General features: G+C 34.1%; 19 protein-coding genes. 5 read left to right on the forward strand and 14 right to left on the reverse strand.

What is annotated here, in order from left to right:
* Window positions 1–5: 5 nt before the first annotated feature.
* The 14 genes from M0D21_RS15985 to M0D21_RS16050 all read right to left on the reverse strand — a co-directional run bounded on the left by M0D21_RS15985 (window position 6) and on the right by M0D21_RS16050 (window position 19,514).
* On the reverse strand, window positions 6–1,061 hold the full coding sequence (locus tag M0D21_RS15985) for a hypothetical protein (protein WP_248331353.1): 1,056 nt from the start codon (window positions 1,059–1,061) through the stop codon (window positions 6–8).
* Window positions 1,062–4,691 (reverse strand): peptidoglycan-binding domain-containing protein, encoded by a 3,630-nt coding sequence (locus M0D21_RS15990; protein WP_248331355.1) that lies wholly within the window; start codon window positions 4,689–4,691, stop codon window positions 1,062–1,064. It abuts the gene before it with no gap.
* A gap of 3 nt (window positions 4,692–4,694) precedes the next feature.
* Window positions 4,695–6,785: a hypothetical protein gene (locus tag M0D21_RS15995; protein ID WP_248331357.1), complete on the reverse strand. Its 2,091-nt coding sequence runs from the start codon at window positions 6,783–6,785 to the stop codon at window positions 4,695–4,697.
* A gap of 341 nt (window positions 6,786–7,126) precedes the next feature.
* Window positions 7,127–7,402, reverse strand: coding sequence for an HTH domain-containing protein (locus M0D21_RS16000; RefSeq protein ID WP_248331359.1), 276 nt, complete (start codon window positions 7,400–7,402; stop codon window positions 7,127–7,129).
* A 128-nt stretch (window positions 7,403–7,530) separates the two neighbouring features.
* A complete protein-coding gene (locus M0D21_RS16005) occupies window positions 7,531–8,265 on the reverse strand; it encodes a tetratricopeptide repeat protein (protein ID WP_248331360.1) in 735 nt (244 codons plus the stop codon).
* Complete coding sequence (locus M0D21_RS16010; protein WP_248331362.1) at window positions 8,240–8,851, reverse strand: RNA polymerase sigma factor; 612 nt, start codon at window positions 8,849–8,851, stop codon at window positions 8,240–8,242. The genes M0D21_RS16005 and M0D21_RS16010 overlap by 26 nt, the downstream gene beginning before the upstream one ends.
* A 161-nt stretch (window positions 8,852–9,012) precedes the next feature.
* Window positions 9,013–9,903 carry a thiopeptide-type bacteriocin biosynthesis protein gene (locus M0D21_RS16015; protein WP_248331364.1) on the reverse strand — a complete coding sequence of 297 codons (891 nt, stop codon included), beginning with the start codon at window positions 9,901–9,903 and terminating at the stop codon, window positions 9,013–9,015.
* On the reverse strand, window positions 9,896–12,133 hold the full coding sequence (locus M0D21_RS16020; RefSeq protein ID WP_248331366.1) for a lantibiotic dehydratase family protein: 2,238 nt from the start codon (window positions 12,131–12,133) through the stop codon (window positions 9,896–9,898). Before M0D21_RS16020 ends, M0D21_RS16015 begins: the two co-directional genes overlap by 8 nt.
* A 102-nt stretch (window positions 12,134–12,235) precedes the next feature.
* Window positions 12,236–13,468, reverse strand: coding sequence for a lanthionine synthetase C family protein (locus M0D21_RS16025; RefSeq protein WP_248331368.1), 1,233 nt, complete (start codon window positions 13,466–13,468; stop codon window positions 12,236–12,238).
* A gap of 208 nt (window positions 13,469–13,676) precedes the next feature.
* Window positions 13,677–13,850: a hypothetical protein gene (locus M0D21_RS16030; RefSeq protein ID WP_248331370.1), complete on the reverse strand. Its 174-nt coding sequence runs from the start codon at window positions 13,848–13,850 to the stop codon at window positions 13,677–13,679.
* Window positions 13,851–14,044: 194 nt separating this feature from the next.
* Window positions 14,045–14,212, reverse strand: a complete 168-nt coding sequence (locus M0D21_RS16035; protein WP_248331372.1) for a hypothetical protein — start codon at window positions 14,210–14,212, stop codon at window positions 14,045–14,047.
* A 141-nt stretch (window positions 14,213–14,353) separates the two neighbouring features.
* Entirely contained in the window at window positions 14,354–15,967 is a 1,614-nt protein-coding gene (locus M0D21_RS16040; protein WP_248331374.1) for an AraC family transcriptional regulator, read from the reverse strand.
* Window positions 15,968–16,071: 104 nt separating this feature from the next.
* Window positions 16,072–17,802: an AraC family transcriptional regulator gene (locus M0D21_RS16045; RefSeq protein WP_248331376.1), complete on the reverse strand. Its 1,731-nt coding sequence runs from the start codon at window positions 17,800–17,802 to the stop codon at window positions 16,072–16,074.
* A complete protein-coding gene (locus M0D21_RS16050) occupies window positions 17,799–19,514 on the reverse strand; it encodes an AraC family transcriptional regulator (protein ID WP_248331378.1) in 1,716 nt (571 codons plus the stop codon). Before M0D21_RS16050 ends, M0D21_RS16045 begins: the two co-directional genes overlap by 4 nt.
* Window positions 19,515–19,803: 289 nt before the next feature.
* Between M0D21_RS16050 and M0D21_RS16055 the strand changes: the two genes are divergently transcribed.
* The 5 genes from M0D21_RS16055 to M0D21_RS16075 all read left to right on the forward strand — a co-directional run bounded on the left by M0D21_RS16055 (window position 19,804) and on the right by M0D21_RS16075 (window position 22,881).
* Window positions 19,804–20,064 (forward strand): hypothetical protein, encoded by a 261-nt coding sequence (locus M0D21_RS16055; protein WP_248331380.1) that lies wholly within the window; start codon window positions 19,804–19,806, stop codon window positions 20,062–20,064.
* 7 nt (window positions 20,065–20,071) lie between these two features.
* Window positions 20,072–20,296, forward strand: coding sequence for a hypothetical protein (locus M0D21_RS16060; protein ID WP_248331382.1), 225 nt, complete (start codon window positions 20,072–20,074; stop codon window positions 20,294–20,296).
* Between the two features lie 5 nt (window positions 20,297–20,301).
* Entirely contained in the window at window positions 20,302–20,781 is a 480-nt protein-coding gene (locus M0D21_RS16065; protein ID WP_248331384.1) for a hypothetical protein, read from the forward strand.
* A 584-nt stretch (window positions 20,782–21,365) separates the two neighbouring features.
* The gene (locus tag M0D21_RS16070; protein ID WP_248331386.1) at window positions 21,366–21,626 is read left to right on the forward strand and encodes a hypothetical protein; all 261 of its coding nucleotides are present in this window, start codon (window positions 21,366–21,368) and stop codon (window positions 21,624–21,626) included.
* A 247-nt stretch (window positions 21,627–21,873) separates the two neighbouring features.
* On the forward strand, window positions 21,874–22,881 hold the full coding sequence (locus tag M0D21_RS16075; protein WP_248331388.1) for a hypothetical protein: 1,008 nt from the start codon (window positions 21,874–21,876) through the stop codon (window positions 22,879–22,881).
* Window position 22,882 lies beyond the last annotated feature (1 nt).

Consider the following 22,882-nt stretch of genomic DNA (forward strand, 5'->3'; position numbering starts at 1 on the left):
ATTGTTTATTCGTAGTATTCTATTTTTCGTTCGGTATAGGTATGGGGATCACCATTGGTTTTATAAATGATTCTTTTGGTCCAATTACCATGCTCATCATATTCTGAGTAGTCGGCTACCTTACGTCCATCTGCAACCAATATATCTCCAGTAGTATTAAATCTAAAATCGCCAACAACGAGCCTAGTTCGCAAATTTGCTGATTTTACGATCCCAGTTGGATAATAAATATATTCATCTGTTACATCACTTATAGTACGTGTATGGGTGTGTAATTTCCCATTTTGATAAATAAACCTCTCAATCTGGTTCCCTTCTTTTTTTTCTATTACTCGCCCTTGACTATCATATTTATATTGAATTCTATATTTATGAAAGTCATCTTGTAATACTAAATCTCCATCATTCTCAACCATCCTATAAGAAGTGGATTTGACTAGATCTCCCTGATTATTAAATTCATAGGTTATACTATCTTCTGTCCATCGATCTGAATAATCAACCGTATGGTGTACAAGTAAACGATACTTTTTTCGGCCATTAGCATCATAAGTGTATTCATATCCTTTTGTAGTAAAAAACCCCAGATCATCTTCTTGTAAGAAATGTTCTTTGACCAATTGATCTTTATCATTGTATTCATATTCAAAACCTACTCTTTCTGGATCTTCATCTCGGGCTATCAAAGTGTACTTATCATATCTAATCATTCTTCCTAGGGAATCAAACTCAACTTTAAAGTTATTAGGAAAAGCACCAGACTTGTAATAAGTTTTATTGATCTTAATAAACTTCCCATTAGGCATTTTTGCCATATAGGTCATGACCTCTTCACTAGATTTTACAGGTCCATAAAACATCCTTTTTAGGATTAAAGAGATATATGGTTTCCAGATAATTGTATCTTTCAACTTGTTATTTTTATCTCCTTTTAAAACTTTACTTTCATTTTGTTGCGAATCATCTCCTTCAGAAACTTTTTCACTTTTCTTTTTTCCAAGTTGGTTACAAGAACCTAACATCAAAACCAAACAACTTATATATGTAGCTATCCTTATCATTTATCTGACCTGTATTTTATTCACCGTATTCTGGGTTAACAAATTCCCTATTAAAACACTATCGACGAGTAATTCCGGAGAAGCTGCTCCAAGGGCTTTTATAAAAAAGAGTAACAGATCGAAATATGGATCTTCTGCCAAAAATATCGTTGCTAATTCTCCTTTATTTAGAACCTCAATGCGATTATATAAGATTCCTATTTCTGCATAAAAGCCTAACTTAGCTTTATAACCACCTCCTGCTTCTCCTGACACTCCCGCTGAATATTCTAATGAATTCTCAACGACAACATTTAGTTGTGATTTAGTTGTTAGATATTTTACTACCAACTTTAATATTTCGGCGATCTCAGTTAAGTATGGAGAAACTGTTTTCACAACGGTATCAGGCGTGTTACGTAGTGTACTTAAAACACCATCTTGGTCCAAAGCTTTTATAAAATCACCTATTAAGCTGGTGTAAGGTCGCAAGGTCGAAGTGTCAAATAATTCAGCTTGATAAATTTGTTCTAATTCCTGTAATGCTTCCTCAAAGATGGTATTCAGATTTGTAGCAGTCACAGAATCACCAGTAATCGTAGATGCTAGTGTTTCCTTTTTTGCACATATAATACCTTTAACTCGTTCTTCTACTTTCTTGTACTTCACTAAATTTTCACCGGTATATCGTAATTGAGAAACTACAAAACGTAAATATTCAAAAACAAACTTAATGGTATTAAGTACTTCTTTGGTTTCCAGAGTGGCTTCTACATCTACAGCACTGGTAAAAGATGCTCCTTTATTTAATAAGCCAAGAATAAAATTGTTTTCTTTAAAGGTTTTTTTATAAAATTGAGAAGAACGGCTTCTTGGGGTTTCTACAATTCTTTTAGCCTTTCTTGAATTCCTGTTGGTAATACCATTACCCAATGTCAGTCTCTTTCTTAAAGACATTTGGCTGAAGAGCTCTACTAGGGTATCAATATTGGTAACATAATCACTAAAGGTACTTCCATTATTTTCTGCTTGGAGAATAAATTCTTTTAACTTACCAAACTCAAGAAAAAAAGCTAGCTCACTTCCTGGTATTAATGGAGTATCTAGATCTCCCGAGAAGACTTTAAAACCTATTTTTTTAGAGATATTATTACCGGGGTCTGTTATGCTAAAAGGTTGGGAAATATTAAAAATATGACTAAAAAATTCATGATCTTCGGGTATCGCATTTCGGGTATACTCTAAATTGTGTAGTATCGCAATTCCAGCATGAAGATTAAACGAAGGAATCCAAAGTAGACCTGTCATTTGAAGCGTACCCAGCATAAATCGGGACAGGAATTCTTTAAATCTTATATTTAGTTGGGCTTGCCCTTCATAATAAATTTCACCTTCTAGATTCACCTTACTCGGCATCCTAAAATCTGCATCATATACATCGGGTAAATTATCGAATTCAGCCTTATAAGTAAATTTTCCTCCAAAGCGCAAGAAATTCTCCGAATTTCCTCCAAAACTCAAATATTCGATCAGTCCGGTAATTCCGTTAAACTTTAATCGATCAGATTTTTTCACGTTCCCTAACGCCCATTGATTATCATTTGCTGTACTTCCCACATAGGCGTCACCATATATTCTTCCCTGGGTATAAATTCCAGCATCATAATAGATTAGATAATCCTCAGGGTCAATATTTGCTGCTAAGAAATAATTTGCAGCTTTTTTAAGACCATTGGTAATATTACTTTTAACTCTTCCCAATGGAGTTACGGGGTCCAAACTGTTTTCAAATAAGGCAATTGCCATTGCCACCAAGGGTGTATTAGACTTAGAAATATCGAACTCATAAACACTGGTAGATTCATAGTTAAAAGTTAAATCTGCCGAAAGCGTCGCTCCTCCTCCATACTTAACATTTTTCTTACTGTTATTTCCTTTACCAGCACCATTATTTCTAGCAGCCTTACCTTTGCCTCCAAATGAGATACCTACCCCAACACCTATATCTGCCCCTAAACCTAGAATAAATTTCTCACGTAGATTAATCACAAAATGCTCAGAGTCCGTCACTTTTCTCCAAATATAGGCGTCTCCTCCTATATTACCTGTTGCGGGAACTGGTCCCAAGGGACCACTTAGTACTGCTCCTCCTTCTGTTGAAACTCCAAAACCTCTTGGCCATCCTAATTCACCAACTTCGAGCAACCAATCGTACATAGTAACAAAAAAGGTTCTGGCTTCTTTATAGGTATCTATAATATCAGTAATAGTTTCCTCAGCATACTGCACAATATCCCTCAAATTCTGTTCGGCTATATTTAAGAAGTCTGAAAAATCAACATCATCAATCCAGTCAAAGTAAGAAGTGCCTTCAGGATTGTCAGGGGTTACAGAACCCGATTTGGTCTTTTTTTGATACATTTCACCTTCCTTAGGGCAAAAATTAAGGCTATAGTACAATCCTTCTACATATGTTCTTGAGGGAAGCCAAATATGATTTCCTTGTAGACCTACTACTGGAGCATCAAAATTATAAGTTACACCATTTACAACTCGGTTATCTGATACAAACTGCCAATCATAGTTAGGATTTTCTTCTTTTAGTCTCTCTAAAAATACTTGGTAATTTAGTTTGTAACTATCATTATCATAGATACTTATTTTATCTAAGTCATCTAAACTATACTTTTCATATCCATCAGCCCAATCTATTCCATTGGCAACACCAGGAGCTGTATTCATATAAAAAATTAAGTTTGTAATAAATTTTAGTCTAGCATCTTGCTTTAACTCCCTTGCAGGAAAAGTGTGTACAGCGTTAGCTGGATTACTTTTATCATTTAAAGGATCATTGGGATTATCAGGATTTGGTTTTCTTAGAATAGGATATGCCTCTTTATAATACTCTTCATAAATAATTGAAATCAAACTCTCATTTGGTTTAACCTCTACCAACCTTGCTCCTGGTTCTGGAATTTCAGTAATAGTGGGAATTAGGATCCCTTCCTTATTATCCTCAATGTAGAATGCATTATTTTTATTCAAATTACTTTCTCCAGCACCCTCAAAAAGGGCTACTCCAAATTGAAGATCACTTTTTGGAGGTAAATAATTAAATACTCCTAACTGCTCAATTTCACCTGATTGTACGGCATTTAGACCTTCTGAAATATATGTTTTTATACCTACTCCAGACTTATTAACAGCAATAACCACTTCACTATTTTCACCGCTAAATTTCCCTAAAGTATTGTCAAAATAAACGTCTCCTGATAATTGATAATCTAATGCTCGCAAAGTTTCACCATCAACTTGTCCCGTTTCAGGTAAACCTAATTTTGTTTGAATTCTTTTTACTGCATTTTCCGTCAGATTTCCAAAAATACCATCAAGATCAAGTTTATCACCAATTTCCAATTTAGCTGAAACAGCGGATATCCCAACTTGTAATACCCTAATCATATCAACATCATACGTCCCTTCTTTAGTAACTACATCAGCACCCTGACCTTGTAATAACAGATTCTGGAAAAAAGGAAGATTCTTGAAATGATTTGATGTTAATCCTTTACTACCAAAAGTAGGCAGATAGGAACTCAAAAACTCATCTGGAATATTACTTGTTGCTTTTTGAGATATATATATGGCCATTTTTTAATTTTTTGTAACTAACCCATTAAGAGTAATCGAGTCATTTCCTTCAACAAACTCTATATTTTGTTCTAAAATTTCTTTGCTGTCATTAGGGCTAACTCCCATAATCCCCAGTTGCATTTCGTTTATTCGATACGATTTATTAATGTGGAAATCAGTTTCCAAAGCTTGGATATAGGTGCGATAAGAATAGTTCGTTCCAAACTTTGTCTCCTTTAACTGTTTAATATTCTCATATTCTTCCAAAGTAATAGTAAGGCAATCGAGAGTTCTTAGATCAATATTAAATCCATTATTTCTTCCTTGACCAGTTTTAAGATAGTACAGAAACTCTCTTATTTCTTCTTGACCATTCTGGGGAAATGGATGTTTTACTCTTTTAAGAACTAAGCCCTGTTCTGGGATACGTTTTGGAAGAGCCGCCAAAAAACCAAGACTTTTTTGGGTTGGGTCATAAGTATACTCATCTAAAAACACCGAATTATCATACTTACCTTTTCTAATCAAAGACATAGGATAATTCAATTTATCTCCGTTTGCATTATGATTTCCCCTTTCCTTAAATGCAAAGAAGGTGATATGATTTTTATCCTTTGCAATACCAATATTTGCCAAATAGACATCCTGACTATCGTCTTTTTCTAATGTCTTATCTATTAATGGGGCATTAATGGAAGAATACAGATATGTATTAAAATCTCCATCATCAAGTTTTCCATCATCGATTATCAATTTCATATCAAGAGAAAACAAGGTGTCGAAGATGGAGTTTCTAATTATTTTATCGCAAAATGCATACTGCAATGCACTATACTTGAAAAGAAAGTAATTTGAACCTAAATTATTTTCTTCGTTAACCCAATTTAAAAGGGAAATTACTTCGGAATAACCAACTAAAAATAATTTTTCCTCGTCGAATTGATTTAAGTGATGGAATTTCGTTCTTGATCCAGTTTTAGGCAGAAATTCATGTGTAAAAGAGTTTAAATAATATTTTGAGGAATCATCATTTACTCCAACAAAAGGAAGTTCAAAAAATATTTTTGACTTCCCTTTTTTAACTGGTAGTTTTTTACTTTCTAAACGTAAAATCGGCCAATCGGTATAATAATTTAAGGATTCTGAGAGAAGTTCATCACTTCCTTCTTGTTCAAAACTTAATCGTAGGGTTTTACCAAAGCTATCGTAATAATCATACGAATAATTTTGATCGTTTCGTATATCGATATACACCACTTCTTTGTTATAAAACTTCTCTACTACATTAATAGAATCAACTTTTTCTGCAGTTTGACCGGTATAAGCTTTCACTTTTTCGCCGTTGGCTTTGGCACAACCATAAAATGCTGCCGGATCTACATATGTGAGTATAGCTTCTTTATCATGCCAATGTTTAAAAGCACTTGTCTTGGTCGTACCCAAAGGAGAGGTCACAGTAATTATATGATCCAAAGAACGAATTATCCCCAATTTTGGCTCATACCCCAAACGATCTTGTATAATTTGAAAACCTGCTGAAGTAGTGTTACCGATAAACTTTCCTATTTGGCAACCAGCAGTTACCAAAGGAAGCTGTACAGTATCTTTTTTAAAGATCACCCTTTCCAGATATTCATCATCGCTTTGGTAATTATCTGTATTACCTACTACCGAATAATGATATCCTATGTTCTCTGATTTTGGATCTAACTGGGTATTGTTGTCGGCGTTGATCTTATCCTGTAGATCATGTAACACCTTTAGAATATTATTTGGTTTCCAAGAACCATCTGGTTCTCTTATTGTACCCTGAGCATCAAAAAGAGTATCTTTTTGAATTCCTCGGTATACAAAAAACTTAATAGTAGGGAAATCGAAATCTGGATTATTTATAGGTAACAAAATGACATTAACACAATCTTCATCTTCTTTACATTGTTGCACAAAAGGTATCCCATCTGTTACCGCAATTGCAGAGGAAGATGGCTTTACCAAAAATTGATTGCTTACCCTAAAACTTGTATTATCTCCAGGTACAGGCCCAAAAGCCTGAGCTTGAGTTTGAGCAGATGCCAGGGCATCGAGATCGGTAAAAAAGAAAATATCTGCCATACGGTTTTAAAAGTTTAGTTTATAGCACACTCTATCTTACATCAGAAGAGTGCATACAAAGACTGCCTAGGTTTATACCCAGATTCGTATTATTACATTACAATTTAACCTTGAAAGATTTGTTATGGGGTAGGAAGAACAACAAATCGAAATACTCAAGAAATGATATCTTAATAGACGAAAGCTCTATTTTTATGTTGCATAAATGTAGCTAAAAAATTTACCGACAGCTAATCTCTTTGCGTTATAAAAATGTTAATCTATAGCGACTACACTCTTCTTTATAGGTTAATAATTTGTTTTACAATTCATTGAACAAAAAGGTCATATACTCCCAATTGTTAACACACCGATTTTGAGTATAAGGGCTCTGTAATTCCCATATTTTTATAAAACCCAAACTGAAATCTAACCGAACGTTCGTAGATAAAACTTCCTAGAGCAACATCGTAAGCAATAGGAGCATTTAATGCTTTCATAGTTCTAATAAGTCTGTACAAGGTTGGTTTTGAGACATCAAGTCGTTGGGCCAACTCGCAAGGTGTACCCGTTGCTCTTAAATGAATTAGTTGATCAATTCTCTCAATAAGTTCAATTTGTTTGATAATAACATTCATATGTATTTCTTTAACTTATTTTCAATTCGTATTCCTGGGGTTATATATTAATGTTATAACCTTGGCATTTGTTACCACCAGATCATGTGTTTTTTGAAAATATGTCTAAAAACAATGAATAACAGCTATTATAGCTCCTTTAAAAGTGCTTCTGCTTTTTCTTTGTAGATACCATTATAGGCGATAAGTTGTTGAAGTACTTGTTTAAGTTGCGGTATCTGATCAAGTTTAAGATGGGTAAGCGCCAAATACCATCGTGCATTCTCATAGTATTGACTATTAATCGAAACATTTTGAAAGATTGGGATTGCTTTTTCTTCTTTATTGGTATTCAGATAACTATTTGCCAAATAAAGTTTCACTTGTTCTTTGCCAATAGAATCTTTCCATTTTTCAAGAGCAATAACCACCTTGTCATATTGACCATTGGTATATTTTGATAAAATATCTTTAAGTTTCTCATTAACCGATTCGCCTCTTGTTACGTCTTCTACAGGAAACGGCTTGTAATATTCGGCATATAACTCTTTTGACGAATCTTTAGATCCCATAGTGAACCAAAGCAAAGATCCCACACTAACCAATACCAATAACACTGCTGCAATCTTCCAAAACTTTAAAAAACCACTGCCAGATTGCTGTTCTTCGGCTTTGATTTCTTTACCTATTTTGATTACTTTTTCTCTAAACGCTAGTACATCGGTATCGCTTAAGGCATCATGCAATGCCCGATGCTTCTCAACTTCTTGTTGTAAAGCCTCACTTTCTGTCATTTGTTTTTCAAATGCAGTCAACTCATCCTGAGATAGAGTATTATTGAGATACCCTTCTATCTTTTCAAATAATTCTTGTGTTCTCTCCATAAGACTTATTATTTTCAGAATAGACACTCAGTTCTTTATATAGCGGATCTTTCTCGATCATCTCTATTAATGATTTTTTACATTCAAATTTTTTCTTTCTGGTATACCCTTCAGAATATCCTGTAAGACCAGCAATTTCTTTCATGGGTTTTCCTTCAAAAACTAACAACAATAATTCTTTGCAGGTATCAGATAATTTTACAAAATACTTATGATACAATCGCTGTTGTTCTTTTTGTTCAAGATGATCTTCAATATTTATTTCCTCTTCATCGATACCTTCAAATACTTGCTCTTTTAGGAGTATTTTACTTTGTTTCCGTAATCTATTTCTCCAGATATTTTTACAAATACCATAAAAATAAGTATCCAACGTTGAAGTAAACTCTAAAGACCTTTCTTTTAGCTTTTGATAGATCACCACTAAAGCATCTTGCACTACATCTTCTACATCTTCTTCATTTCCCGAATTTTGAAGAACATAACCACGAATATACCTAAGATTCTTTTTATAAAAAGCCTTAATTACTGCTTCATCACCAGCAATAATACCTTCAATATTAGTATTTTCATCAGACTTATTCATAGGTTAATGTTCCCACGCAATTATTTGTTACTCAGTATAACGATTTTTTTAATTTTTAAAATACAAATTGAAGGAGTTTAAAACCTTAATATTTTCATATTTTTTAGCTTTTTATCTTCTAAAGATAACTAATTCATTATAAGGTCTTTGCGAAAGATAGTTTATGCTCCCTTCTTTTGCTTGAACTTTCTAATACCCCAAGCGACTTTATAGGTTCTAAATAGAAGATCATATAACACCATTTCATGTAGTCTGTTTTTGGACCTAAACAATCGATTCATGAGCATGTGCTGGTAACTCCCCATAAGATCGTGCAATCGTGCTTCGTCTACCAGGGGTTTTATCTCGTTTACCACAGGTATACTTAGTTTACTTTTAGTCTCCAACACATCAAGAATAGGTGCCAGATCGGGTTTTTCTTCTCTCGTAAAATGCAAAAAGGCTTTTATTTTTTCTTGCTGTTCCCTAAACTTTTTATCCATCTGCTTTTTTAGGAACTTATTCATCCCGAACTCTTGTCCAAATCCGGTTTTAAGTCGCTCCATCAAGGCCAATTTTTGATCTTCATCATATCCAAAATCTGCCAGCATTGCATCCATCGCTCTGATACTAAACAACCACCGTAATTCTTCTCCTTCATCTTCATCGATCATATCTAAAAAATCGACAATCATTTTACTATCGTAATAGAATAAGGTTTCTGATGCCTCCATTGTGCTTTGACCATAACGTTCTAGCTCCCTTTGGTAAGTATCTATCTGTATTTTCCAGATAAGATCCTGACTAATGTAGTGTTGCAAAGGTTCGTGCAACGCATTGATAATCTCTCCTACATTTTTAGCATCGGTGTAATGAAATCGTACTCGTATATGATGCTTAGGATCTGCATATCGTATAAAAAACCACTTGTCGATAATATTATTTGCCAAAAGTGCATCGGTAACTGGCTTTATTAGCTCTGTAAGCACAAGGTCTGAAGTCTTTGGCCCTGTATATATTTTATAATACAACCATTCTCCACCTATTATAAATGATCTCTGTGTATTAGCCATGATTCTTCTGTGTGTTTTTTAGTTTTTGATCATTATAAAATGAAAATACAACCTGGTTGGTGTAGCTTTCTTCTCCTTCTTTTACCATTCCATCTTCCATATGCAAGAATTCTTTTAATTTAAAAGCAGGTCTCTTTTTAATGGTTTGCAACAGCATGTTCACCGAGGTAATATTATGTGTATTGATTAGCAACTCATTATCTCCATCGATAAGCAATACAAATTGCGGTAATTTTTTGGTAGTAGCAAAATCTTTCCAGGCTTCACTAAGAGCTTCGCCATGTAATTTCAGGAAGGGTTTACAAACATCTACTTTTATGTTCCAACTGGCAGAAGATAAAATCACTCCCTGATATTCTACTCGTGGTAAAAACTCATAATCTTCGGCTAATGGCCCCCAATTAAACCCAAGACCCGATCTCATTTTTTGAGTTTGCATATTGGCCAGGAACTGGTAAATTGGCAATGCATCTCCTGAGAAGTTATGTGCATTGGTCAAATGAGGTAATACCTCTTTATTATATTTTTTTGAGCGCAATCGTACCTTACCCCTAGCCGTTGCCGAAATCATAAGATCGTCTAAGGTAAGTTGATACTCCGGATCTACAATTGATTTTGCCAGATATGGGATTTCAAATTTTCGAAAGGCAGGTCGCATTAAAATATTACCCACTCTAGACTCAGGTAAATGCACAATCTCGGCCAATATTTTATCAGGATTTTCTTGCGCCTCGATATCTACGATTTCTTTGGTATAAGCATGTAGCGCTTCATCACCGTGACAAAAACGCCCCAACAAATTTGCTGCACTAGATCCTCCAACACTAGACATCACTATTTTCTCTTCACCATCAATATTTACTATCTCTACCATCGAAGAAATCGTATCAGGCATATCGTCCCACTTGGCTTCAAAGCCTTCAAAATCGTTATCGGTAATATGAATCACAGTTTTGTTTTCGCGAATGCTTTCTAATAATTTTTTCTGAAGAATGGTGTGTATTGGTGTCCAACGCATTTCTCTTACAGGCACCCCATTATCTTTTTGTGGCAACATGATATCATCTACAATTCTGCTCACATCTCCCGTTCCCTGGTTTTGCAAAAACCCTACTCCCAACTCTACATCGAGGGCTTGGGATAGCGGCACTTCACGCTCTTCATACCGTTCATAAAACGCAGTTTGAAATCTGGTCATTAAGGTCTCAGTAGCTGGCAAGGTCAATTTATTCAGCAACGTCATGGTCTTTTTTATGCGATGCAAATATGACCTATCGAGGGTGTTTACTTTGGGAGTCAACAACATATCGGTCTGAAACATAAACTTGAGTTCAAAGCCTACTTCGAGTTGTTTTAACGATTCGCTAAGTGCGATATATTTTTCGGCCTTGTTCCCAATATTGGCATCTAACTCCTGCAGTGTTTTTTGCGCTTGTTCTAAAGCCGAAATTAACTGTTCTGTACCTTCCAGTTTTTTTAACACTGGCATAATTTGATCTAAGAACTCTGGACCTGAAACCGAAGGTTCTAATTCACTAATGAGTAATTGACTCGCCACCAATTCATGAATAAACTCCATAGCTTCTTCTTTGGTAATCTCATCATCTACCAAAAGATCTCCCAAATCACTGAGTCGCGCTCCGGGTTTCGCTTTTTCGATTACTTTTTGCAAATATTCAGAATGTTCTACCGCAACAATGTGGTGCATTCTGCGACTGTTTACATAATTGTACTCTACATAACGCAATTGATGCCCAGTTTCATAAATACTGGTATTGGGATAAAACAATAATTGCTCTCTTATATGCTCGTGCTTTACGATATCTTGAGACAAAGCCACCAGATAGTTCATATCTAGTCGGGTATGACGTTGGTTTTTAGACTTGTCCTGAAGCTCAATATGGGTTGCATCTGAAAATTCTCCAACAGCAGTACCGGCAAAAAGCCCAAAAGGAGTACATCGTGACGACATACGACTTAGGTATTTGAGTACCGAATACAACATGCGATTAGCTTTCTCTTTGTCATCAATTTCTCCTCGCAGCCATTTTTCGAATTCTGTATATAACGATGGTGATGCCAGAAAGATGGCCTCTTTAATCGCTTTGTCTTCACAAATAGCCTTTAATGCATCTTCAGAAAGAATATGGTCTTGAGTAAGTTTTTTATAAAATGAAAAGGAAAAAAGTGGAGCACGTAACACGTACTTAGAAAAATTCTTATACCCCATAATTAAAGCCGATAGTATTTTGTGTAAATCATTATGTCCCAAATGTAACTAAAAAAGCCCTGTTAAAACAGGGTTTTCTTTATTTCGGATAACAAGTTGTTTTTAGCCCATCAGCATACATTGGTCCCATTTGGTATCAAAAGGTGCCAGGTATGAAATCATAGCTAGCCCTATACCGCTAACACCCTCTAGTAGGTTGATTTCGTTTTTCCAACCGGCATTTTCTCCGCCTTGCCATCGCATATAGCCTGCGTGACCTTCTTGGTGAATGGCCATCTCCAGGGCTTTATCGAGCCAAAAATCTGCCGCTTCTTTGCATGCGACTTCTCCAGTTTCTTTATACATAAAATTGTAAATATGCATGATCCCAAACGCTCCGTGGCATAGTCCTGCATCTTTTACTCCGGCTTCTTCCAGTTTTTTGCGACGGGTAGTATGTAGTACGGTAGCAATAGCCTCTTGCTTATAAGGTTCATGATCTAGTAGTTTTCCTGCTTTCCACAGTGAAATGGCGACCCCCAAATCGCCATAGCACCATCCCAACCTGGAGTTTTCACTTTTTTGCTGACTGGTAGTGACCCAACTCGGAAAAATCCATGAACGCGATGTGTCTTCATTTTTACAACTGAGTATAAACGCTACAGATTGGTGTATTAAAGTAAGTACTTCACTTTTAAATTCTTGATGTACCGCCAATCGAGATAAAAAATTGAGAATAGACGGTATGCCATGAGATAGCCCGAGGTTATACCCGCGAACTCCTTCTTGTCGAATGACATAACTCTCCCATCGGGTAAAACTATTATCATGCTGTCCCCGTTCTTGAAGCAGTGCTACAATGTCTGCCAAAATTTGTCGATAGGTATGTTGTAATGCTATGTTTTGGGTATGCTCAAATCTTTTTAAGAAATAATACCCTATACCTAAAATACCGTGTAGAAAATCATAGAAATTATCATCTGGGGTGATATGCGCAATAGATTGAATAAGAAAGCTGTCTAAATCTGAAAGTAGCTCATCACAATCGAGATCTACATACCCTTCTTCTTGTAATAGTTGTATGGTCCAGGCTGCTCCTGCGATTCCTGAGCAAAATGTATGAAAGTTATACCCTGTATTTATTTTTTCGATAATCGATGCCAAAATTTCGACCCCTTGGTCTGCATAAGACTCCTCCCCAGTAAGCTTGGCATAATAAAACTGAAACAAAGCGATACCCGCACTACCCGATAAAACTCCTATCTCGTCTACCTCATGTACATGGGCAGTGAGCACTTTTTGAATTTCCTCCAGTTTTTGAACCAAAACTGATTCTTTTGTAAGCGTAGTATTCATGGTAAAAAGAATTTGAATAGACAAGAGGCTGCCTAAAAAGTAGTTGATTGTTGTCAAACTGAGCTTGTCGAAGTTTTTGGCTTTTGATTTTTAAAACGTCTTCGACATGCTCAGACTGACAACTGTAAAAGCATTAACTTTTTTTGACAGCCTCTATCTCATTGATGAATGATCTAATATGTATCTTAACCTCCCAAGAGATATCATATTAGAAACATTGCATTCCTGGAGGTGGGCAAGTGTTTAAAGCCCCGTTGGTAATGCAAAAACGTGTTTCTGCTGGGCACATTGCAGTTGGGTGCCACCCTCCTTTTACCGTGTCTTGCTCTAGCTTGCTAATTACTTCTTTCTTTAGTTTTAAACCTTTCAACGATTTTTTCATGTGAATTATGTTTTTAGAAGTACCTACTCTTTTAAAGGTTTTCGGTTTCCCCTTGTACCAGTCGATCTCGACCTTAGGTTAAAATTAGAGGGTAATACAGGTGCAGAAAAATAGAAGCTCCCTAGTTTAAACAATTAAGGGCATAAAAAAAACCTGCACATATGCAGGTCTTTCTAGGGGTAGACAGTATTTTATTAAGGTCTATGATAGCATGGCTCTCCCGGTTGTCTTGCGGTTGGTTCAAAATTGTCTGTATCGGTAGGAATACTACTTCCTCCTTTTATCATGCTCATCCACTGTGAATTGATCCTGGAAACTGTTATTTTTTTCAAGGTAATTTTGTTTGTTTTTTGTGTATTCATTGAGTCGAAATTTAAATTGATACTCGATATATAAAGGGTTCTGCAATAATCATTGCTATTGCACCTCCCATGTTTTGAATATAATTTTTTAGTACGAGCATTGATAATAGTACAACCCTAAATTGTTTAAAATAGGGTTGTTTATATGGTGTTTTCCAGGCTTTTTTCCTGCTTTTGCAAGTTCTTGATATAGTACGACGGATTAAGACCTGTTTTTGCCTTAAAATGCTTGGCAAACGAATAATCACTTTTATACCCAATTTCGGTAGCGATCGACTTTATAGAAAAAGACCTGAACTTTTTATCATGTTGTAAACGTTGTAACACATACCCTATTCTTAAATCGTTGATGTACTCATTAAAATTTTTCTGCTGGTGTAGATTAATAATCTTAGACAAATAGGTTGCATTGGTTTTTACCTTTTTTGCTACCGATCGCAAATTACAATCTGATCGCAGGTAGTATTCTTGTTCTTCGAGTTTGGCCAACCCTTTAAGAACATGAGCTACTTTTTCATCATCGATCACCAAAGGAGTACTTGTATCTTTTTTTATGGTCGTGGTCACTCCTTTTGCCTCTAGCGTATCTATTTTTTGTATGAGATTAGCAAATTGCACTTTGTTTGACCGTTGTTTTTTAAGTACCAAAAACACCACCACAAATAGTAACACCAGGAGTACGGTAGCAACCACATATCCTATCTTTTTGGTGCGCTCACTCTTTACATGTTGGGTTTGCAAGTTGGCCATACCGCTCTCTAGATTTTGTGCTTCTTTTTGGTAAATCTTACTTATGGTTTTCTCTTTTCTTTTTTGAAATGTATCATTAAGGTTCATGTAAGCCGTATTCCACCGCAAGGCATTTTCAAAATCTTCTTGTGCCGCATAACAATTGGCCAATAACAAATGAGATTGTAATACCGGGAGTTTATATAAATCCTTTTCTTCTGAAACCTCAACATTGGCAAGCAACCTTTCTATTGCCTCCTCATATTTCCCTTGCTTGTAATAACAACTGGCAATAAAATAGGAGCAATTAACCGTTGGATAGTGCTTATTTTTGACTTCGTTATTTTTAAGAATCTCTTCGGCCTCAAACAAATGCTTTAATGCAGTATCATATTGTTCTCGATAATAAAACACAACCCCTTTTTTGATGCATAAATCTATAAGACCTTCTTTATAATCTAGGTTTTTACTTAATGTAATCCCTTTTTCTATGTAGTGCAATACCGAATCATATTGCTCGGTATCGAGATAGACTTCGCTACCTGTAGTAATTACATTTACATGATTTTTGGTGTTCTTAAACGAGGTATCATCAATAGACACCAACATTTGCCTTGAAACATCGAGCGCTTTATCATATTGGTTGGTCTTTTTATATACCAGCACCAAACCTGAGTTGGCCATAATTTCTTGCTCCAGGTTTTTGATGTTTCTGGCAATCTCAAGACTGGTGTAGTAAGCTTCAAGTGCCTCCTGGTTTTGATCGTTCATAACATAGGCATGTGCTTTTCGGGTAGTAGCATTGCAGATAAGTATAGAATCATTAAGCGCTCTAGCGATGTTGGCCGCATGGTTAAATTGTGCAATACTCTGCTCATATTTCTCGGCATAATAGAGCGATTTTCCTATGTCGATGTACTTCTTGGCCTCTTGTGTGGTATAGGTTTGCGCAATAGTGGCACTCCCTAAAAGCAGGAAAACCCAAACGATAATCCCAGATACCCATAACCACTTCGCGCTCCTCATTTTGATGTGTTTTGTGTGTACTATCAAAAGTAAGGATTCATTTTTAATTAAGCATGGTTAAGGGAAGGATGGAATTGGTGGAATTGGGTTAATTTGATGTTTTTTTACAGATTTTTCTTATCTAATTCCTTTATGTAATATGAAGGATATAGGCCTGTTTTTTTATAAAACGCTTTTGAAAAAGCCTCCGCATTATTAAACCCAATTTCTTCAGCAATTGCTTTTATCGTGTATTTTCTCAAAGTGACATCTTCTCGAAGTCTAATAATTACATACTCAATTCGTAAATCATTAATATAGTTAGTGAAACTTTTTTCCTTAAAGGTGTTTATGACTTTCGATAAATAACTAGAATTAGAATCAAAGCTTTTGGCAAGGTCTTTAATGTTAATATTTGCTCTTAAATATTCTTGATTTTCTTCAAATAATTGTAATTGACTTACTAGGTCTTGAAAAGCTTCTTTCTTTACAAATGATTCCTTGTCTTGCTTTGGAAATATAGGTTCCTTTGTATCATCATTTAATGTCTCCTGAATTAACTTATCAAATCTTTGTCTATAAGTCTTTTGACGCTTATAATAATAAAAAGTAGCTACAAAGCTGATAAGTAAAAGAGCCATTATCAAAATATTTTGAAAAGAAATGTTCTTATTTTTTTTCTTCAAAGAGTCTATAATCTTTTCTTTATCATCCAAAAGCTCCTTTTGGTCATATTTAGTAATTATTTCATAACTACCTAACCGATAATAACTATTTAAAATACTATCAACACTTAATAATTTATTTATTTGAAGAAGTTGATTTTGTGAGTCATCTATAGATTTATAATAATCTATTAACTCTAGATACGATGACCTACTTTCCGGCAAATAATAGTTTCTTTGTTTACAAAATGAATCTACTTTTTTAAAATATATATTAGCCATCTTGTTTGCACCCAGTTTTTTCAGGGTCTTACCCAAAAAAGTGTATCCTTCAACGACATCGTACTCAGAAGTACTATGTGTTTGCATCTCAAGTAGTATTGGTAAAACGTGTTCCAATTTTCCTTTAGCAATATGATATCTTTTATCATAGTAGTCTAAGATAGCATCATTAAGCATAAATAGACGACCTATTGTTTTGTTCTTTGAAAGAGATAAACCTATGTTGTTAGATACCCTTGCCGAATCTAAATCATCCGTTAATCTATATACTGGAACTATTTCGGCCAGAGTTTTTAGATAACTAATACTATCCCATTTGCCTCTATTTATTTTCATGTTGTTCTCTTTACATATCAAGCATTCTCTAAATATTTTTTTTGCCTCTTCATACATGCCCAACTCCCTCTTGACTGTGGCTAAATTATGTTTAACAATAGAAGTATAGATAGGGTTATTATTCTTTTTGGAATATTCTAGGGCAGAAATAAAATCATCTAAAGCCTTTGAAAATTTCCTGTGATCAGTATAATACAATGCCCTTTTATTATATAGAAGTTGCGGATAATACAACCTTTTAATGTTTTTACTATAAAATATTGCAGTATCAAAAGCTCTTATTTTTCTAATATCCAAATCGTCATACAAATTACTTTTAATCAAATAGGCAAGTGTCATCTTAGTACTATCATTGTTGATCCTTCCTTTATACCAATATGCTTGAAAATACATCTCAGATTTCTCTTTATCTGTTTCTAAGTTTTCAAAAAAACCATCTCTTAGTTCCTCATAGGTTTTTTTCTTTAACGAATCTGAAACTTTATAGGATTGCCCTAGTACATCAGAAAAAAAGAAAACACTAATCAGTGTTACTAGTATTATCGTTTTGAGATTTTGCTTAAACCTGCTCATAAATTCTTTTTTTCTAATTCTTTTATGAAATAAGAAGGATATAGCCCTGTTTTTTTGTAAAACGCTTTTGAAAAAGATTCAGAATTATTAAATCCTATTTCTTCCGCTATTGCTTTTATGGTATATTTTCTAAGAGTGGTGTCTTCTCGAAGTCGAACGATCACATAATCTATCCGCAAATCATTTAGATAATTACTGAAGCTTTTTTCCTTGAAAGAATTAATAACCTTTGACAAATAGCTCGAGTTAGAATTGAATTTTCTAGCGAGATCTTTAACATTGATATTAGGTTTTAAGTACTCTAAATTGTCCTCAAAATGTTGTAGCTGATCCAATAAACTATTTATGGTTTTTTTACTTATTGAAGATACATTAGAAATGTTGTCTGGTGAATTGTCGACTATATTTTCGTTGGTGCTTTTTTCTAATAATTTTTGAAACCTTTTTTCAAAAACACGTTGTCTGTAGTAGTAATAACCTACTCCAAATAAACTAATACCTAAAACAATAGATATAATTAACTTTTGAGAAGAAATTAATTCATTTTCCTTCTCTAAGGAAGAAATAATTCTCTCTTTTTCTTCTATAAATCTTTTATTATCAAATCTTGTGATCATTTCATAACTACCAGACCGATAATAGTTATTTATAATACTATCTACATGTAATAACTTATTGATGTGAAGAAGTTGATTTTGGGAGTTGTTTCGCATTTTATAGTAATCAATTAGTTCTATATAAGCTTGTCTTCCTTCGGGTATATAAAAGTTCTTACTTTTTGAAAAAGAGTCTACTTTTTTAAAATAGGTAATTGCCTTATAGTCTACCCTCATTTTTCTCAGAGACTTCCCCAAATAAACATACGCTTCAATAATATCATATTCAGATGTGTAACCAGGGGTCATCTTTAATAGTGTTGGTAAAATTCTCTCTAATTTCGATTTAGCTAATTGGTAGTTCCCGTCATGATAATCTAAAATAGCATCGTTTAAATAAAATAAACGATCTATTTTTTTACCTACAGACATTTTAAGACCTCTATTATTTAATATTCTGGCCGAATCTATTTTATTAGTCAACCTGTAAGTAGGTACAACTTCTGCCAAAGTTTGTAGATATCCGATGCTATCCCACTTCCCTCTATTTTTAATCATGTTATTTTCTTCCCAAATCAAACATTCTTTAAACAGTTTCTTAGCATCTTCATACATCCCTAACTCTCTCTTTAAACACCCTATGTTGTGTTTTACGAGTGATATATATGGAGGATTTTTATTTTTTTTTGAAAATTCTAATGCAGAAATGTAACTTCTTAGAGCTAAGGAAAATTCTCTACGATCATTATAATACAGCCCTTTCTTGTTATACAAAAGCTCTGGATAATGTAATCGCTTAACATTTTTGCTGTAAAATATTGCAGTATCAAAGGCTTTTATTTTTCGAATATCTAAATTACCATATAAGTTACTTTTAATTAGATATGCGATCATCATCTTGGTACTATCGTTATTAATCCTTCCTTTATACCAATACGCTTGAAAATAACGCTCAGATTTTTTTTTATCGATTTCTAAATTCTCAAAAAAACCATCCCGAAGTTCTTCATACATTTTATTTTTAAGAGAATCAGCTATTTGATATGATTGAGCAAATCCACTTTGATAAATAAATGAAATTAAAAAAACACTTTTGATACAATTCCAAAGGTTCATAAAAACAGTTTTTTGTACAGCTCAAAAGTATTTAAATAAGAGTAAGATTTAGAATTCAGTGCAATTAATAATACAAATGCTTCTCGGTTTTTATAAATTCCGAGTCTGCTTATTTCTTCCATTTACATGTAGTTCAAATCAATCGTTCTAAAGAAAAAACAGAACATAAGTATTTGTTAATCAATTTTTTAAAACAAATATTTACCCTCGGTTTTTATAAAACACGACCTACTTTCCTTGCAAACTACCTTTATCGTAACATACTTTTGACAGCATTAATACACAACTCATGACAACAAAAGTATACCCATACAAAAATCAGTTTATCTATACCGTCTTACGGGCGTTTCACCTGCAAATGGATAGGTTTATGTATAACCTGATACACCATCACGCCTATGAAATCATTTTGTATAGATGGATATTAAAACTATATGACAAAGGAGCTTCTATAGAAAAAGCAATACTCACCATTTATAAAGCTAGAAATATGTTTTTATTAAAAGATACTTCTTGTATGACTCGGGATAGTAATACACCTAAAATTTAGTAATACTATGCTTACAAAATATTACAAACAGTTACAGCCCCAGCAACAAGCATTTGCAGATCAAAAAATAGCCCTACGACTACAAGCCAGTACAAGCATAATACGAAACATATTACTTAGCATGAATCCTGTAATCGATATAGCCAATGGCAAAGTGATTTTACATAAAAACACCCTTTTTCGAATAGAGAAAAAAGTGAACAAAGAATTAAAAAACAATTATCAAAAATAACAGCAATGAGAAACATTATTCAAGATCAATTTACCGTAGAAGAAAAACAACAGGCCGAGCAATTGGTCACACAACTAGAAGCGCTGTTTATAAGTAAGCTTTCGGGTTTAACCGAAAAACAACGCCAAGATTATAAGGCCATTAATGAAAAAAACAAACTGTTTGTAAATAAAGTTTGGGATTATCGCCAACATAGCGCAGGACTTAGTTCTCCAGATGTAGACTGGCAAGAATTTGAAAGCGATTATAAGGCCAGAGTATTTACAGAAAATCTACTAGGCAGATTAGAGAGTTTGGCCTATCGCTTAGAAAGCACCAAAATCTTACACGATTATGACAACTACCAGGATGCACTTAATGATTATGCCTATTCGCAATACAGCAAAGGAGCTGGTAAACCGGGTTATACTGAAAAAGTGGCCGAGTTAAAACAATTTTTTAACCGTACCAGACCCCAGCCGAAAGGGGATGAAACTGAGGTTTGATGTAGTGGATTCCTGCCTACGCAGGAATGACAGTTTGCCCAAAAACACTTTCTGCTGGGCCAAAAAGGCCTTAGACATAGCTCAGGGATACACTTGTAAAAGACCAATGTCACACTGAGCTTGTCGAAGTGTAATTATGCAGTAGGATGGCTTAGTCTTCGACAAGCTCAGACTGACACTAACCTATTTCCCCAAAAGACCTTCTGTTGGGCCAAAAAGGCCTTCGGTTAGACTCGAAAGATTAAAAATTAGACTCTGGGAGTTCAAAATTGGCTCAATAGGACTCAAAATTAGACCTCTGAGGTTCAAATTTAGGTACGGTGGTTTCAAAATTAAGTCCTAAAGGTCTAACACTTCGTCAAAAAGGCCCAACCGAAGGTTACATAGGCCCATCATAGGGTCAAGCAGGTCTAAATTTGAACTTAAGAGGTTTAATTTTTAAGGTTACAGCTTAAAAATTAAACTAATAACAATAAACCATCAACAATGAACCAAAAACCAGTAACCATTAACAAATAACTACTAACTAAAAACTAATTACCACCAACCAAAACAAAAACGCAACACATTAAAAGGGAAAAGCAATGAATACTATATTACAGCAAATAGCATTAATAGAAAGAATTGATCGATTGATTCGAATGAAAGCCACTGGCTCACCAAAACAATTATCTCAAAAGTTGAGTATTTCTAAAACCAAACTATATCGCGTGCTCAATACCATGAAAGAATTACAAGCTCCCTTGATTTATGACACTACTATACAAAGCTTCGTTTATGAAGAACCGGTAGATTTTAGCTTTGGCTTCTATGGCGAACATGACAAATTGATGTATGCTGGATAGTCATGAGTAGAAATGATCAACAAAAAAATAACAGTAATAAAAATTACTCAGTTCCGAAAAATGAAACTGGCATATTGTAATATTGCATAAAAAGATAGAAACAACGGTTTTAAACGTACAGTTAATCTTATCAACTAAAATTGTTAAGACCAAAAGTATGACCTAATGAAATACCAACCGATTTGGAATAGAAGTTGAATATATTTTATACATTCACAAACACTCTTAGAACTAGAAAATAAATACCATGAAAAGACTTATCATCATTCTGCTACTGCCTTTGCTCTCTTTAGCGCAAGAAGATGTTGATTTTCTAAAATATTTAGGCAAACCTATAGATTCATTGCCTATTAAAAACTTTGAAGACCCTTCTGTGGCATTTATGAAAAAACTATATCGAACTACTGGTGATTTTGAGTTTTTAGGTATTACCTACAATACTTTAGATGTCATAACCTCAAAAATATCTGATGATATCATGTGTTTTACATTTACTTTGGAAGAAACGTTTAATGAAGACTTTTTTAATAGATTAAAAGATAAGTACCCAATAGATGAAAAAAGGTCTTCAGATTTACATAAAATCACCGAGATGTTTAGGTTTGATGTAAATGACCGCGTAATACAAGACCCTGCATTAAAACACGCAAATTGCCCTAACGGAAAACCTCTAAACATTAATTATTTTTTTGATCAATACAGAGTTACCATAAGGTGTAATCATGAGCATCTTTTTAGACCTCCGGCAATGCAAGTTTCTGTTGCTCATTTAGAAAAAGTAGACCCTCTATCGTATATAGGAAAAAATATTAATGATCTACCACAACTAAAACGAATTTTATATCTGTATAAGGATAAGCAATATGAAACTATGCCGGTTGCACAAATTTTATATGCAAATAAAGAAGCGCATACAATGATGTTATATCTACATAAAGAAAAAAAAGATAATGTTAAAGAAGTATCTCTTTTGTTTTTTGGCGCACTAGATAAAAACATGCAACACGAATTAAATAAAATGTTAGGCAAACCTAAAATGTATAGTAATATTTATTCTCTACCTCCAGAAAAAATAAAACCTGAATACATAGTTAAAAACAGGAATAATGTTGTTTTTGATATTCAAGTTTTTGATATAGAAGATGCTGATTTGATGGTATGGAAACATAACGGCTATGTAATAATGGCAGACGATTTAATAGGAGGGCTTACTCTAAAATTTTTTAAGGAAGAAGATAACTACACACCATTTTAAT

This window comes from Aquimarina acroporae, assembly GCF_023195925.1.
Classification (GTDB): domain Bacteria; phylum Bacteroidota; class Bacteroidia; order Flavobacteriales; family Flavobacteriaceae; genus Aquimarina; species Aquimarina acroporae.